The organism is uncultured Thalassolituus sp. (assembly GCF_950066645.1).
Taxonomy (GTDB): Bacteria; Pseudomonadota; Gammaproteobacteria; order Pseudomonadales; family Oceanobacteraceae; genus Thalassolituus.
Genome location: NZ_CATMFB010000002.1, coordinates 177,740 through 192,724, shown reverse-complemented (window position 1 = coordinate 192,724; position 14,985 = coordinate 177,740). Strand labels below are relative to the sequence as shown.

At 53.6% G+C, this 14,985-nt stretch carries 11 protein-coding genes; 9 read left to right on the top strand and 2 right to left on the bottom strand.

The window, feature by feature from the left end:
• Nucleotides 1-43: 43 nt before the first annotated feature.
• Genes rlmD through mazG form a run of 3 tightly spaced genes read left to right on the top strand, consistent with a single transcriptional unit; the run spans nucleotide 44 to nucleotide 4,433 of the window.
• Complete coding sequence (gene rlmD / locus Q1L85_RS02680) at nucleotides 44-1,366, top strand: 23S rRNA (uracil(1939)-C(5))-methyltransferase RlmD (protein WP_300425665.1); 1,323 nt, start codon at nucleotides 44-46, stop codon at nucleotides 1,364-1,366.
• Entirely contained in the window at nucleotides 1,366-3,612 is a 2,247-nt protein-coding gene (relA, locus tag Q1L85_RS02675) for a GTP diphosphokinase (protein WP_300425667.1), read from the top strand. Before rlmD ends, relA begins: the two co-directional genes overlap by 1 nt.
• The gene (gene mazG / locus Q1L85_RS02670) at nucleotides 3,612-4,433 is read left to right on the top strand and encodes a nucleoside triphosphate pyrophosphohydrolase (RefSeq protein ID WP_300425668.1); all 822 of its coding nucleotides are present in this window, start codon (nucleotides 3,612-3,614) and stop codon (nucleotides 4,431-4,433) included. The genes relA and mazG overlap by 1 nt, the downstream gene beginning before the upstream one ends.
• Before the next feature lie 7 nt (nucleotides 4,434-4,440).
• On the opposite strand, the gene Q1L85_RS02665 is transcribed toward mazG, so the two are convergent.
• Nucleotides 4,441-4,779 carry a type 1 pili tip component gene (locus tag Q1L85_RS02665; protein WP_300425670.1) on the bottom strand — a complete coding sequence of 113 codons (339 nt, stop codon included), beginning with the start codon at nucleotides 4,777-4,779 and terminating at the stop codon, nucleotides 4,441-4,443.
• Between the two features lie 221 nt (nucleotides 4,780-5,000).
• On the opposite strand from Q1L85_RS02665, the gene ppc reads away from it, so the two are divergent.
• The 6 genes from ppc (at nucleotide 5,001) to Q1L85_RS02635 (ending at nucleotide 12,451) form a co-directional block, all read left to right on the top strand.
• Nucleotides 5,001-7,634 carry a phosphoenolpyruvate carboxylase gene (ppc, locus tag Q1L85_RS02660; protein ID WP_300425671.1) on the top strand — a complete coding sequence of 878 codons (2,634 nt, stop codon included), beginning with the start codon at nucleotides 5,001-5,003 and terminating at the stop codon, nucleotides 7,632-7,634.
• Nucleotides 7,635-7,812: 178 nt separating this feature from the next.
• On the top strand, nucleotides 7,813-8,466 hold the full coding sequence (gene adk, locus Q1L85_RS02655; protein WP_300425672.1) for an adenylate kinase: 654 nt from the start codon (nucleotides 7,813-7,815) through the stop codon (nucleotides 8,464-8,466).
• A gap of 357 nt (nucleotides 8,467-8,823) precedes the next feature.
• Nucleotides 8,824-10,008, top strand: coding sequence for a hypothetical protein (locus Q1L85_RS02650; RefSeq protein ID WP_300432183.1), 1,185 nt, complete (start codon nucleotides 8,824-8,826; stop codon nucleotides 10,006-10,008).
• 133 nt (nucleotides 10,009-10,141) lie between these two features.
• On the top strand, nucleotides 10,142-10,831 hold the full coding sequence (gene tsaB, locus Q1L85_RS02645; RefSeq protein ID WP_300425675.1) for a tRNA (adenosine(37)-N6)-threonylcarbamoyltransferase complex dimerization subunit type 1 TsaB: 690 nt from the start codon (nucleotides 10,142-10,144) through the stop codon (nucleotides 10,829-10,831).
• A 38-nt stretch (nucleotides 10,832-10,869) separates the two neighbouring features.
• Entirely contained in the window at nucleotides 10,870-11,667 is a 798-nt protein-coding gene (locus Q1L85_RS02640; RefSeq protein WP_300425677.1) for an undecaprenyl-diphosphate phosphatase, read from the top strand.
• Nucleotides 11,668-11,758: 91 nt separating this feature from the next.
• A complete protein-coding gene (locus Q1L85_RS02635; protein WP_300425679.1) occupies nucleotides 11,759-12,451 on the top strand; it encodes a class I SAM-dependent methyltransferase in 693 nt (230 codons plus the stop codon).
• Nucleotides 12,452-12,481: 30 nt separating this feature from the next.
• Here Q1L85_RS02635 and plsB read toward each other — a convergent pair whose 3' ends face one another.
• On the bottom strand, nucleotides 12,482-14,935 hold the full coding sequence (gene plsB / locus Q1L85_RS02630) for a glycerol-3-phosphate 1-O-acyltransferase PlsB (RefSeq protein ID WP_300425680.1): 2,454 nt from the start codon (nucleotides 14,933-14,935) through the stop codon (nucleotides 12,482-12,484).
• Nucleotides 14,936-14,985: the final 50 nt, after the last annotated feature.

The following is a 14,985-nucleotide window of genomic DNA, read 5'->3' as shown; positions in this document are numbered from 1 at the left end:
CTGATATGGGGCATAAATCAAAAGCGCCGCGACGGTAACGCCAGTGACACAGTCAGGAAAGGGTCGGGTAGTCAGTCTGACCATTGATAACCTTAATTCAGAAGGACAGGGCGTTGGTCGGCTTGGCAGAGACGTGTATTTCGTACCGGGCGCCCTGCCTGGCGAGCGCGTAACAGCGCGTCTCGAAAACCGCAGTAAAAAAATCTGGCATACCCGTCTCGACAGTGTTGAAGCGCCAGCGCCAGAGAGAACCGAACCCCCGTGTCCGCATTACCGTCGCTGTGGCGGCTGCGATCTGCAGCATATGACCGCCGATGCGCAGGTAGCATTTAAACAGGCAAGGGTAGAGCGTGAACTCAGTCGTCAGAAAGTGGCCGTCCCGCAATGGAGCCAGGCGCTGACGGGGGATGCCTGGGGCTATCGCCGTAAAGCGCGTCTCGGAGTGCGCTTCAGCAAAGATCAGAATACAAATTTTGTCGGTTTTCGCGAAGAAGGATCAAAGCACCTCAGCAACATCAGTCGCTGCGCAGTGCTGCCCGACCACGAGGCTCTTGATTGGGATGCCTGGCGGGCACTGATCGGGAGCCTTGAGGCGCGCAGCCTGATTACCCAGATAGAACCGCTTTGGGCCGATAATGCGCTGGTCTTTGTTGTACGCGCCCTGAAACCACTGGGGCATAACGATCGTAACGTACTGGCAACGCAGTTTGATGCCTGGCAGCAGCGCTCTGCCCGCCAGTTACAGCTTTGGGTGCGCACAGAAAAAGGCGCTGAGGCAGACTGTCTCTGGCCTGAAGATCCTGACGAACTCTGGCATCAGGTAGAAGGCTTAAAACTGCGGATACAGCCGGATGATTTTATTCAGGTAAACGGCGCCGTGAACAGGCAGATGGTGGCTCAGGCACTTGAGTGGCTGGCTCCTGCTGAAAATGAGCAGATCTGGGACCTGTTTGCGGGACATGGGAATTTTTCTATGCCCCTCGCCAGTCACTGTCGCCATGTCGTGGCAGTGGAAGGACAGGACAGCATGGTCAACAGTCTGAAGGCTCAGGCCGAAAAGTTGGCCCTTCCTTTGCAGGCAATCCGGGCAGATCTGTCGGAGACGGCAGCACTGAGTGTTCTGCCTGAGCCGGATGCAGTGCTGCTTGACCCTCCAAGGGCGGGCGCAGCTGCGGTTGTGCCTGAGTTGATCCGACGCCGGGTTGCGCGCGTCCTCTATGTGTCCTGCGATGCAGCGACGCTGGCACGGGACCTGGGAGCATTGTGTGCTGCAGGTTATGAAGTGAAGAAAACAGGAATTATGGATATGTTCCCACAGACTCACCATGTCGAAACCATGGTGTTGCTGGAGTACCGGGGTAAGTAATGGTTAAAGTCCGTGAAGATCACCCCCTTCTGCACGACGGTTCTCTTGATATTGATCGTTGGATAGAAGACATCCGCTGTACAACGCACATGAAAGAACCAGAGGTTCTGCGTGATGCGCTGATGCTGGCGAAACAGCTTTCTGATGAAGCCATCGCGAACCGCACTTACTGGTCCATTGACAGTGTGCAGATGGGGATCGAAATGGCGCAGATTCTGATCGATCTGCGTCTTGATAATGCTTCAATTATTGCCTCGTTGCTGTATCGGGCCGTGCGGGAAGGTCGCCTGTCGCTGCAGAAAGTTGAACGCCAGTTTGGGGCAGAGGTTGCCAAGCTGATCGAAGGTGTTCTGCGCATGGCTGCGATCAGTGCACTGCAGAATTCCCGCGATGAAGTCGTACTTGGACAGCGGGAAGCGCAGGTGGATAACCTGCGGAAAATGCTGGTAGCTATGATCGACGACGTGCGTGTTGCCCTGATCAAGCTGGCTGAGCGGACATCTGCCATCCGCGCAGTGAAGGATGCACCGGAAGACAAACGCCGCAAAGTCGCGGAAGAAGTTTTCAATATTTACGCCCCGCTTGCTCATCGCCTGGGCATTGGTCATCTTAAATGGGAGCTGGAAGATCTGGCTTTCCGTTATCTGCAGCCGGGCGCATATAAAAAGATCGCCTCGCTGCTCGATGAAAAGCGTCTCGCCCGTCAGGATTATATTGAGACTGTCGTCAGCCGCCTGCGCGGTGAAATGGCGGCGTCAGGTATCGCCTGTGATGTCTATGGCAGGGCAAAGCACATCTACAGTATCTGGAGAAAAATGAGCCGTAAAAATCTCGATTTTTCTCAGATTTATGACATCCGCGCGGTCCGGGTTCTGGTCCCTGAAGTCCGGGACTGTTATGCCGCACTGGGGATAGTACATACCCTGTGGCGACACATTCCGAACGAATTTGACGACTATATCGCCAACCCGAAAGAGAACGGATACCGCTCACTGCACACCGCAGTTGTCGGACCGGAAGGTAAGGTGATTGAGGTTCAGATCCGTACCCACCAGATGCACGAAGATGCCGAGCTGGGTGTCTGCGCGCACTGGTTGTATAAAGGCACGGATATTAACGCCAAAGATCAGGGCTACGAACAGAAGATAGCCTGGTTGCGTCAGGTGCTTGAGTGGCACGAAGAACTGGATGATCTGCCTCAACTGGCCGGCGAGCTGCGCTCTGATATCAATCCGGACCGCATCTATGTATTTACGCCTGAGGGGCATGTGGTGGATCTGCCACCAAAAGCTTCGCCGGTGGATTTTGCCTATCGCGTTCACACCGAAGTGGGCAACAAATGCCGTGGCGCAAAAGTGAATGGTCGCATCGTTCCTCTGACGTACTTATTAAAAACCGGTGAGCAGGTTGAAATTCTGACTCATCCGAGCGCACACCCAAGCCGTGACTGGCTGTATCCGGACGCCGGGTATATTCATACCACCCGCGCCCGGGCAAAAGTCGCTCACTGGTTTAAGCTGCAGGACCGGGATAAGAATATTGAAGAAGGACGCCAGCTGGTGTTTCGCGAAATGGACCGTCTCGATCTGGTCGACGAGCCACTTCACGATGTTGCGAAAGTGCTGAATATGCGCTCGGCCGAGGATATGTTTGCGGCGGTCGGTGCTGGCGATCTGCGTATCGGGCAGATCGTACATCAGTTACTGAAGCAGGTAGATACCAGCCTGCATAAACAGCAGGAACTGCCACTGATACGTCGGCACGAGCCGAAAGACAGGCACAGTGGTGGTGACGATGTATTTATTGAAGGTGTCGGCAACCTGATGACGCAGATGGCGCAGTGCTGTCTGCCCGTGCCGGGTGATGATATCCGCGGCTACGTCACCCTGGGGCGTGGTGTGACAGTCCATCGCAGTGACTGCGAAAATCTGTTGCATCTGGCGGCGGTAGAGCCGCGACGTGTTCTGCAGGTCAGCTGGGGTCACAGACCCGGCCAGCTCTATCCGGTCGAAATGGCCGTTACCGCGTATGACCGTACAGGTCTGTTGCGGGACGTGAGTGCATTGCTGGCGAACGAGCGTGTTAACGTGATTGCAGTGAACACCCTGTCGAATCAGGGCGAAAACACCGCAAGCATGAATATGACAGTTGAAGTCGACAGCCTCGAACGTCTGGCGAAAGTCATGAGTAAAATCGAGCAGTTGCCAAACGTTCTTTCTACCCGCCGTGTGAGGGCAGGGCATTAATGGCCGCTTATTCTGTTGACGATCTTCTCTATGTTATGCGGCGGTTGCGTCACCCTGAAACCGGTTGTCCCTGGGATCTGAAACAGGATTTCGCCTCTATTCTTCCGCACACTCTGGAGGAAGCCTATGAGGTTGCCGACGCGATTGAGCGTCAGGACTGGCCACATCTCGAAGAAGAATTAGGTGACCTGTTATTTCAGGTGATCTTTTACGGACAGATGGCCGATGAAAAAGGCTGGTTTAACCTGCACAGTATCGTGCACCGGCTGGTTGAAAAATTAATCCGTAGACATCCCCACGTTTTCCCGGAAGGTACAAAGGAGAGTTGTCGCTCTCCCGGAGATGAGCCTGACGAGGCGTGGATTGCAGCGCGCTGGGAAGAGATCAAACAGCAGGAAAAAGCGTTGGCACCCAAGCGCAGTAAAGGTCTTCTTGATGACGTGCCTGTGACGCTGCCGGGACTGACCCGTGCAGTAAAACTGCAGAAAAAAGCATCAGGGGTCGGCTTTGACTGGAAAGACACCACGGGTGTGGTCGATAAAATCCGCGAGGAGTTTGACGAGGTTCTGGTTGAACTGAAAAAGGGTGACCAGCACGCTCTGGAAAAGGAAATCGGCGATCTTCTGTTCGCTGTCACAAACCTGGCCCGACATCAGGGAATTAACCCGGAAACAGCGCTGCGCGGAACGAATCAACGTTTCAGTGAGCGGTTTTCTGTCGTAGAGCAGGTGGCTGAGCAGCGTGGAGGCTGGGCGCAGATGTCGGAGGGCGATATGGAAGACGCCTGGCAGCAGGCCAAGCGTCAGGAGCGCGATAGCTGAACGGGCGTCAGTGACGCTCTTCCTGTGTCTGATTCAGGTGCTTGCGGGTCAGTTCCAGAAATCTGGGTGTCAGTCCAACATCTTCATACAGCGGAAATCCTTCTTCATCTTCTGCGACCACTTTGTCTCCTGCGACATAAGGAAACCCAGACGTCAGATCATCCAGGGCGGCGCTGATCAGGTCCCGGAGGATCTGTTCACGCGTCATCGACGGAAACATTTCTGTCAGTGCCTCCACTCTCGCGGCATCCTGGGATTTCAGTGGCAGACTGTAGCTGGCAGCAGATAATTCAGAACCAAATTCGCTTTGCCAGTGGGTCATCAGATCAGCAACTTTCATTGGCATATTCCTCTCCTTGCGTTGTCAGACTTCTGTTCTGAATTTATGGCAAAAGTTCCGGCAGATTTCCTCCCTCTATGGAAACTTTGGCATACCGTTGAATCACAAAGCCCGGTGGGAGTACGACCGTAGCCGCCGACCTGATGATTCTTACTTGAGTTTCCTGACATTTTGCTCACACTGAAGTAATGCGATGCACTCAAAATCACCGGATTAAGGGGAGTGAGATGGAGGAGCTGGATTCTTTGCTGCGTGACAAAGTCCGTATGCTGGGAAACGCCTTAGGCGAAACAATTGAGCGTCATGTCGGTAAAGCAGTGCTTGAGCAGATAGAAACGATCCGCAAACAGGCAAAGCGTGCACGAAATGGTGATGCCGAAGAGCGCGATAAGTTGTTACGTCTTCTGAAAGGACTGAGCGATGAGTCACTGGTCCCTGTGGTCCGTGGATTTAATCAGTTTCTGAACCTGGCCAACATTGCCGAGCAGCAGCACGGTGTCAGCTGGCGACGGGAAGAAAAGATCAGTGATGGCGTTGATCATATGTTCTCTGGTCTTCTCGACCGGCTCGATAAAGAGGGTATTAATGGCGACGCCCTGACCCGGAAAATCGCAAAAGCGAACATCGAGCTGGTTCTGACCGCACACCCCACTGAGATTACCCGCCGTACGCTGATTCAGAAGTACGATGAAATTTCGCGCCTGCTACAGCGTCGTGACGACCTTCGGGAAGACCATCCTGAACTGGGCTCTCTGGAGTTAAAAATTTCCCGGCTGATTGATGAGATCTGGCATACCGATGAAATACGCAAAGTGCGTCCGACAGCGGTAGACGAAGCCAAGTGGGGATTTGCAGTGATTGAAAATTCCCTGTGGTATGCCGTACCGCGCCTGATCAGAACGCTCGATAAAGAACTCAGTAAACGCGATGCGTCATCACTGCCTCTGAATGCCGTGCCTGTCCGGTTTTCGTCCTGGATGGGCGGTGACCGTGATGGAAATCCCAATGTCACATCCACCGTCACCCGGGAAGTCCTGTATCTGGCGCGCTGGATGGCCGCGGATCTCTTTTTACGTGATATCGAAATTCTGGGCAGTCAGCTGTCGATGGCTGCAGCGTCTCATGAATTTAAAACCCGATATCCGGGCCGGGAGCCTTATCGTGATTGTCTTCATGAGCTGCGTACCCGTCTCGAGCATACGCGTCAGTGGGCGCAGGCAAAGGCGGCCGGTGAAGAGAGCCGCAAGCAACCCATGCTCGATGAAAAAGATCTGGTCGATCCATTGACCGCCTGTTACGACAGTCTGGTTGGGTGCGGCCTCGACCACATCGCAGATGGCTACCTTCTCGACACGCTGAGGCGTGCATCCTGTTTTGGCCTGACGCTCGTGAGGCTGGATGTCCGTCAGGAGTCCGGACGCCATGCCGGTGTATTGCAGGAATTGTGTGAATTTTATGGCTGGGGCGATTATCTGTCGTGGTCAGAAGATAAAAAGCAGGAGTTTCTGTTAAAAGAACTCGCGTCTAAGCGCCCACTGATCTCTGATGACTGGACACCGTCGGAAGAAGCTGCAGAAGTGCTTGCGACCATGAAGGTTTTAGGTGAACCGATTGGTCAGGGCGTCTCCTGTTACATTATTTCAATGGCAAGCGAACCCTCCGATATTCTTGCGGTAGCGCTTCTGTTACGCGCCAGCGGCCTTAAATATCCGATGCCAGTGGTCCCGTTATTTGAAACTCTGTCAGACCTTGAACAGTCCGGACCGCGTATGGAAAAACTCTGGCAGGTGCCCTGGTATCGTGAATACAGTCAGTGCCGTCAGCAGGTCATGATAGGTTACTCAGATTCTTCTAAAGACGCAGGCCAGCTGGCCGCCGTCTGGGCTCAGTACCAGGCGCAGGAAACCTTGTCCCGTGTGGCAGAAGAACAGGGTTTCAGCCTGCGCCTGTTCCATGGTCGTGGTGGCACGGTCGGGCGGGGTGGTGGCCCAGCCCACCGTGCAATCCTCGCGCAGCCGCCAGGTTCGGTAAAAGGTGGATTGCGGGTGACGGAACAGGGTGAAATGATCCGCTTTAAATTCGGCTTACCGGAAGTCGCTGCACGCAACCTGAAGGTGTATGTCTCTTCGGTACTGGAGGCGAATTTTCTGCCACCGGAAAAGCCCCGGGAAGAGTGGCGCCAGTTGATGCATGATCTCGCCGCTGACGGCGTACAGTCGTATCGGGCAATGGTGCGGGAGCATCCGGATTTTGTCAGTTATTTCCGCGCTGCCACTCCGGAGCAGGAACTGGGAAAACTGTCGCTGGGTAGCCGCCCTGCACGTCGCCGCAGTGGCGGAGGCATAGAAACGCTGCGGGCGATCCCGTGGATTTTTGCCTGGACCCAGATTCGCCTGATGTTACCTGCGTGGTTAGGTGCGGATACTGCACTTGAACGCCAGATTGATGGAGGGCGCCTGGGTACACTGCAGGAAATGTATGCCGAATGGCCGTTTTTCCGCACCTATATCGATATGCTAGAAATGGTGCTTTCTAAAGCCGATGGCTCCATCGCTGAATACTACGAGAGTATTCTGGTCGATCCTTCCATGCAGCCTCTCGGCAGCCTGTTACGGCAGCGCCTTGCCCATGTCCGGGACCTGGTGCTTCAGGTTAAGGAACAGACCGAGCTGTTGCAGGATAACCTGGCATTGCAGCACTCCATGCAGGTACGTAATCCATACACCGATCCGCTTCACTACTTACAGGCCGAATTGCTCTTCCGCGAGCGTCAGGCGGGTGATCTGGTCAGTGATGAAGTGGAAAAGGCACTGATGGTCACCATGGCCGGTATTGCCGCAGGTATGCGCAATACAGGGTGATGACAGTGAAAGCAGCTGGCCCGACCAAAGTCGGGCTGGTTGGCAGGTTGTTTTTGACTACAATCACTTGAGCAAATGTCGGCTTAAGAGTAAGGTTAGGCCTATTTTTCTTACGGCTGGTTAAATATTGAACAATAACAACCAGCGGGCCAGTTTTGTCAAATCGAGGAGCATGCGCATGCGCGTCATTCTTTTGGGTGCGCCCGGGGCAGGTAAAGGTACCCAGGCACAGTTCATCTGTGAAAAATTTTCCATTCCTCAGATCTCTACCGGTGACATGCTGCGTGCAGCAGTGGCGGCAGAATCTGAACTGGGTCTGAAAGTTAAAGAGATCATGGAAACCGGCGGTCTGGTGTCTGATGAGATCATTATCGGTCTGGTAAAAGAGCGTATTCAGCAGGACGACTGTGTGAATGGCTTCCTGTTCGATGGTTTCCCACGCACGATTCCTCAGGCAGAAGCTATGCTTGAAGCAGGTGTGGCGATTGATCATGTGATCGAAATTGATGTCGCAGACGAAGAAATCGTTAAACGTCTGAGTGGCCGTCGTGTTCACCAGGGTTCTGGCCGTGTATATCACGTGGTATACAACCCGCCAAAAACTGAGGGTAAAGACGATGAAACCGGCGAAGATCTGATTCAGCGTGATGACGACCAGGAAGATACTGTTCGTAAGCGTCTTGCTATTTATCATGATCAGACTGCACCACTGGTCAGCTTTTATAAAAAGCTGCGTGAAGAAAAAGGCGAAAGTGCGCCAGAGTATTCTCATATCCCGGGTGTCGGTTCGTTGAAAGATATCACTGATAAAGTGATGGCAGCGCTGTCCTGATACGGACGCGATATCTCATAAAAGGGGCTTCGGCCCCTTTTTTGTTTCCTGCAATTTCTCCAGATTCAATATTCCTGCTCTATGCATAACCGTGCACCGTAATGGTACAAACGGGACAATAAAACGGAAGAAATTGAGTTATTAATCGTTTTTTTAGCCGGTATGGGCTTTTTTTTGGTATTTTTTCGGGAAAATACTATTATTCCGTCGTTTACTTAATATACTGATATCAATTAATCGTCAGATTAATAGTTGTCGTTGGCTGTCTGCCGGTCTGGCTATCAGCTGTCAGACAAAAAAAGGGGCGGTCTGCCTACCCCCACTTTTATAATTGCGAAAATAAAAGAGGACATATCTATGGCCAGAACTAAAGCACCTGCCAAGCGCGGTCGGAAGCCAGCGGCGAGTAAGCCTGCAGCTCCTGCTGTTCCAGCAGTGATTGCAAAAGCAGAAGCCGCAGTTGAAAAAGCGGTTGCAGCTCAGACGAAACAACAGGCTCGAATTGATGCAGCTTCTGAGAAGCTTGCAGCTGCCCGTACAAAAGCAAAAGCGCCAAAAGCAACAGCGGCAAGCAAGCGTGCTGTAGCCACGGCGACTGCACGGGTTTCCGCTGAGAAAGAAAAGATGGTTGCGCTGCGTGAAGCTGTTGCGAATGCGCGTAAAGGTGTAAAAGTTGCGGCACTGAAAGTCCGTATTGAAGAAAATGCAGCAAAAGCCGCAGCGGCGCTTGCTGAATTTGAATCAACGCTGGCCAGCAAAGCTGAAAGCGAACTGGAAAAAGCACTGACCAAATTTGCGGATCAGTGGAAAGCAAAACGTGCTCGTGAAGATGCACGTAAAGTAAAAGCGAAAACTACAGCGTCTGATAAGAAGCTGGCTGCTGACAGCAAGAAGATCGAAAAAGCGATTGCAGATCTGGAGTCAAAGCCAGCTGCACGCCGTGGTCGTCCTGCTAAAGCAGCAGCTGCGTCAGCCGCTCCTAAGAAGCGTGGCCGTCCAGCTAAGGCAACGACTGCTACAACAGCGAAAGCTGCTCCTAAGAAGCGTGGTCGTCCGGCGAAAGCAACAACGACAGCAACGGCAGCCGCTCCTAAGAAGCGCGGTCGTCCAGCAAAAGCAACGACTGCAGCAGCGACCGCTGCGCCTAAGAAACGCGGTCGTCCAGCGAAAGCAACAACTGCAGCAACAGCTGCCGCTCCTAAGAAGCGTGGCCGTCCAGCTAAGGCGACTACCGCCGCAGCGACAACAACGGCTGCACCTAAGAAGCGCGGTCGCCCAGCTAAAGCAGCAACGGCTGCAAAAGCTGAAGCACCTGTAGCGAAGAAGGCTCCTGCTAAAAAAGCGCCAGCCAAGAAAGCGGCAGCTAAGCCTGCAGCCAAAAAGGCACCAGCGAAAAAAGCGCCAGCTAAGAAAGCTCCGGTTAAGAAGCCTGCAGCTCCAAAGCCAGCGCCTGCGGCAGAAGCGAAAGTCGAGAGCGCACCAACTCCGGCTCCAGTGAGTAACTTTCCGGCAGAAGATACTAAGCCGGCCAGTGAATCCTGATTCGCGACGATGAAAAGAAACCCGGCCTGGCCGGGTTTTTTTATGTCAGTCTGACAGGGCTGGCAATCTGTTATTCAGGAGTAGGCAGGAACCTTGTTATACTCTCGACACTGAAATCTGCAGACCTGCTGTTATGTCCTCGTTACTCATTCTCGATGCTTCTTCCACCCTGTGTTCTGTTGCCCTGAACCTGAATGGCGAAACCCTCTGGTTGACGGAAGATCAGCCCCGCAGGCATGCGCAACGCCTGTTGCCAATGGTTGACGAATTAATGAGTGATGCCGGAATCAGTCGTTCTGAGCTCGATGGCGTGGCTTTCGGTTGTGGACCGGGTTCTTTTACCGGTATCCGGATTGCGGTGGCTGTTGCTCAGGGCGTATCTCTGGCGCTGGATCTTCCTGTATGTGGGATCTCGTCTCTGGCGACAATTGCACAGGCGGCACTTTCTGAAGACACCCGTCCTCGTGCGCTTACTCTTATGGATGCCCATATGGGAGAAGTATTCTGGGGCACCTACGAGCTTCAGAATGGAATTTGCGTTCCTGCAGGGGATGAGCAGGTCGGAAGTCCGGAAGCTTGTCTGGAGGCCATTGCGGACTGGGATGGGGTGATTGCCGGAGACGGTCTTCAACTGATGCCCTTTGCTGGCTGTGATCTTACCTACTCGGGAATTCGTCCCGAAGCCCGAACGATGTCCCGTCTCGCTGCTGAAGCCTGGAAAGACGGTAAGTTTGGGGATGCTGATGCTCATCCGCCGGTATATCTGCGCAACTCGGTTGCCTGGAAAAAACTCGACGAACAGCCAAGCCTTCTGAAACGCTGAGGCTGTTTCATTCAACACCTTGATATAGGGAAAGTGTCGTGGATCTGATTGAAGTTATCGTTCTTGCTGTTCTTCAGGGGCTGACTGAGTTTTTGCCGATCTCCAGTTCGGCGCATCTCATCCTCCCATCGCGTATGTTTGGTTGGGAAGATCAGGGGCTGGCATTTGATGTTGCCGTTCATGTCGGCACCCTTGCTGCGGTCATGCTGTACTTCCGCAAAGACATCAGCGGTCTGATACACGGCTGGGTGACCACCGGATTTACGCGTCAGCCGGATAATAATGGGCGGCTGGCCTGGTATGTAGGTCTGGCAACCATCCCAGCAGGGCTTGCTGGCCTTCTGTTCGACGACTGGATTGAAGCAAATCTGCGTTCAACCGCAGTGATCGCTGCGACCACCATCGGCTTTGGTATTCTGCTTGGTATTTCAGACCGGGTCCGGCAGGGCGAGGTCAGTCTGGCGGGGATGACTCTGATGATGGCGCTGGTGATTGGCGTTGCCCAGATGTTCGCTCTGATTCCCGGGACGTCGCGGTCGGGTATTACCATTACTGCTGCTCTGTTTCTCGGCCTTCAGCGGGTAGATGCTGCGCGCTTTTCGTTTTTATTGTCAGTACCTCTGATTCTTGCGGCTGGCGCACTTAAGACGCTCGATCTCGTCCAGGAGGCGGGCCCTGTTGACTGGCGGGCGCTGACGTTGGGCGTAGCAATTTCCGCGGTCAGTGCCTGGGTCTGCATTTATTATTTCCTCGCTTTTATTAACCGTATCGGAATGATGCCGTTTGTGGTTTACCGGCTGATTCTGGGGGCGGTTCTGATCGCCTTCTTTATCTGATATGGCCTGCCTGATTCCGCTCACGACAAGTTGTGGTGAGCGATTCAATGCTCTCTGTACAACTTACGGTTTTACACCGGGAACCGCTGATATGCTTGATCAGCCGGGACATCACCTGTGCCTTGATGATGACGGCCTGAGTCTGCGTCAGGGGGGCTCGCCTAAAACCCGGGTCGTGGTTGATTTCTGTGGTGGGGCGGTCGCTCACCGGAGAAAATTTGGCGGTGGAAAAGGCCAGGACATTGCCAAGGCTGTCGGGGTCAGCTCGGGGTATATTCCGACTGTGGTGGATGCCACTGCGGGTTTAGGCCGTGATGCATTTGTGCTCGCCAGTCTGGGCTGCCAGGTGAAGGCATTTGAACGCCAGCCTGTGGTTGCCGCACTCCTCGAAGATGGTCTGTTGCGTGCGACAGATGATCCGGAGGCAGGGCCAGTCTGTGAGAGAATTCAACTCAGCTTCGGCTCCAGTCACGATTTACTGGTGCCGCCCGCTCAGGGTTGGCTTGCAGATATTGTCTATCTGGACCCCATGTTTGATCATGATCCGCGCCAGACCGCAGCGGTTAAGAAAGACATGCAGGCCTTCCGGGATATTGTCGGGCAGGATCTGGACGCCGATGAATTACTCGCCCGTGCCATGTCATGCGCCCGTTGTCGGGTCGTGGTTAAGCGGGCGCGCAAAGCAGCTCCTCTCGCGGGGAAGGCGCCATCTTACAGTCTTACAGGGAAATCGAACCGCTTTGATGTGTATGCACTCGCGAAGGTGAGTGCGCCAGAAGAGTGAGGCTGCCCCGGTGTAGCCGGGGCAGTGTCATCAGATACTGCTCAGGATCGTCTGGCGCAGTGCGCCGTTGAGTACGTTTTCGAGTATGTCGGTGAGAGGGTTAAGCCCTTCATCAAACGATAATGTACCGTCCTGTCCCTCACTGATCATTTCTGCCCGGATCAGCTCCTGAATCAGCGTGCGGAACAGAGCCTTATCAAAAAACTCCGGTGCATTAATTCCATAAAGCAGACTCAGGCGCTGTGCCAGCAGAGTTGATTGCTCTTCAAGCTGGGCGGCAGAGATATTGCCACTGCCTTGCTTCTGCAGACGTGAGGTGGCCAGAAAGTATCGCTGCAGTGTCTGCATGATGTGTTCTGCCATACCCTGCAGGTGCGGGAACTGCTCACTGTCTGAATCAGCGCAGTGATAATAGTCGCCGTTCTGGGTGATATAGCCACGCTGACAGAAGACATCCAGCCAGTGGCTGATTGCCTTATCGAGCGTGTCTTTTTCCCAATGCAGAAACAGTTCTGCTTTAAGGAATGGATATAGCACATGGCAGTGACTGCGGATATCTTCGAAGGAATTCCGGCGGTTATTCAGCAGCAGGCAGGCAATCAGGGAAGGCAGTGCAAAAATATGGAGAATATTGTTGCGGTAGTAAGTCAGCGTGACGGCCTGGCGCTCATTGGTCTGAATCAGATCGCCCATTGCGTGTTTACTGCGTGACACGGTATCCAGCTCTTCGGCATGAGCGAGCCAGTCTTTGCCGTGCCCTTGTGGCAGTACGGTCATATCCGTGTAAGGAGCCATAGCAAGCAGGTCGCGGTAGGCTTCCATCTGACGTACCAGCTGCGTTTCATCCATGGCCTGGCGTGGCGCAGAGAGAATCGTCATAGCGATCAGATTGATCGGGTTAACGGAAGCTGCACGGTTGATTTCTGTTGTAACCCTCCGGGCCAGCTGGTCGACCATGGCCGGTGCCCAGTCAGGACGGAACGACGTATCGCTGTAGTCTTCGGTATCCCAGCCAGGTCGACGTTCGTTCAGAAATTCTGTCAGGTGGACGGGTTCACCAAAGGTAACGTTCACTTTGCCGAATGATTTTTTAAATGAGCGCAGTGTGCCGAGTACATCCAGCAGGCTCTCTTTCTTTTTCGTCTTGCCACGTAATTCGCCGAGGTAGCTTTTCTCTTCGAACACTTTTTCGTATCCGGTGTAGACCGGGACAAAAATAATCGGCTTACGGGAATCCCGCAGATAAGAACGCAGCGTCATCGCCAGCATGCCTGCTTTCGGACTCAGAGTCCGCCCGGTGCGGCTACGGCCACCTTCAACGAAATACTCAGTGGAATAGCCGTGGGTGAAAACAGAATGCAGATATTCGTCAAACACTGCGGCGTAGAGTCGGTTGTCACGGAACGTACGGCGCATAAAGAAAGCACCGCCACGACGCAGGATAGATCCGACCACCGGCATATTCAGGTTGATACCCGCTGCAATGTGAGGCAGTTGCAACCCTTTGTGATAAAGCACGTAAGACAGCAGCAGGTAATCGATGTGGCTGCGATGGCAGGGCACATAAATAATCGTATTATCTTTGCTAACTTCTTTCAGTGGCTCAAGATTGTGAATTTCCGTGCCGTTGTAGATTTTATTCCAGACCCAGGTGAGCAGGTGGTCGAGGAAGCGAACATTGGTGTAGGAAATATTGGACGCAATTTCATCCGCGTATTTAAGCGCCTGAGCCTGCAAACGGTCACGGGACGTGGCCTTCTGCTCAATCTCTTCATCAATGACCTGACGCACCAGGGGGCGGTTGGGGATCTGGTGCACTAAGGTGCGGCGGTGTGATAACTCAGGGCCCAGTACCGAGTTGGTCACCTGGCGGTTGTGTACCCGCAGGACCCGTGACAGCTTGCGCGCTACGATTTCAGCAGAGCTGGCATCGCCCGCGAGTTCACGGAGTGACAGTGGCTGACTGAAATGTACGAAGGTATTGCGGCCGTTAAACATCACAGCAAAAAATGTCATCAGGCGGCTGCCCAGTGCGCCGCTGTTCTGCAACCAGATACGCAGAAATGAACGTTCACGCTCCGGAGCACGGCCCCACATGACTCGGACGGGCACGACCTGAATATCGCGGCCTTTTTCGGCCAGCATCCATTCGGCCTGGCGTTGCATCTGACGGGCGACGATCGGAACACCGTCTTTTCTGAAAGGATTTCCCGGGCGTTTATAGACGCTGAAAAACGGACGGCCCGGAAGGCTTTTGCTGAGGAGTTGCTGGAAGGGGGTACGCCAGCCGAATTTACTGACTTCTTTATCTATCACCATCTGCTCCGCGTAGGAGGGATATTGCATGGCGTAAATAATTGGCTTTTCGGGATCGATGCCTGATGATTTCATATCGGCACCAATGACTTTGGTTTTGATCAGGCGATAAAGAATTTTCTGTTGCCAGCTGATCAGGCTGGTCCTTACTTTTCTGATAACACTCATAATCAGACCTGGTTGTATAGGCGTGGAATCACCACAGTGCGCATTCATTG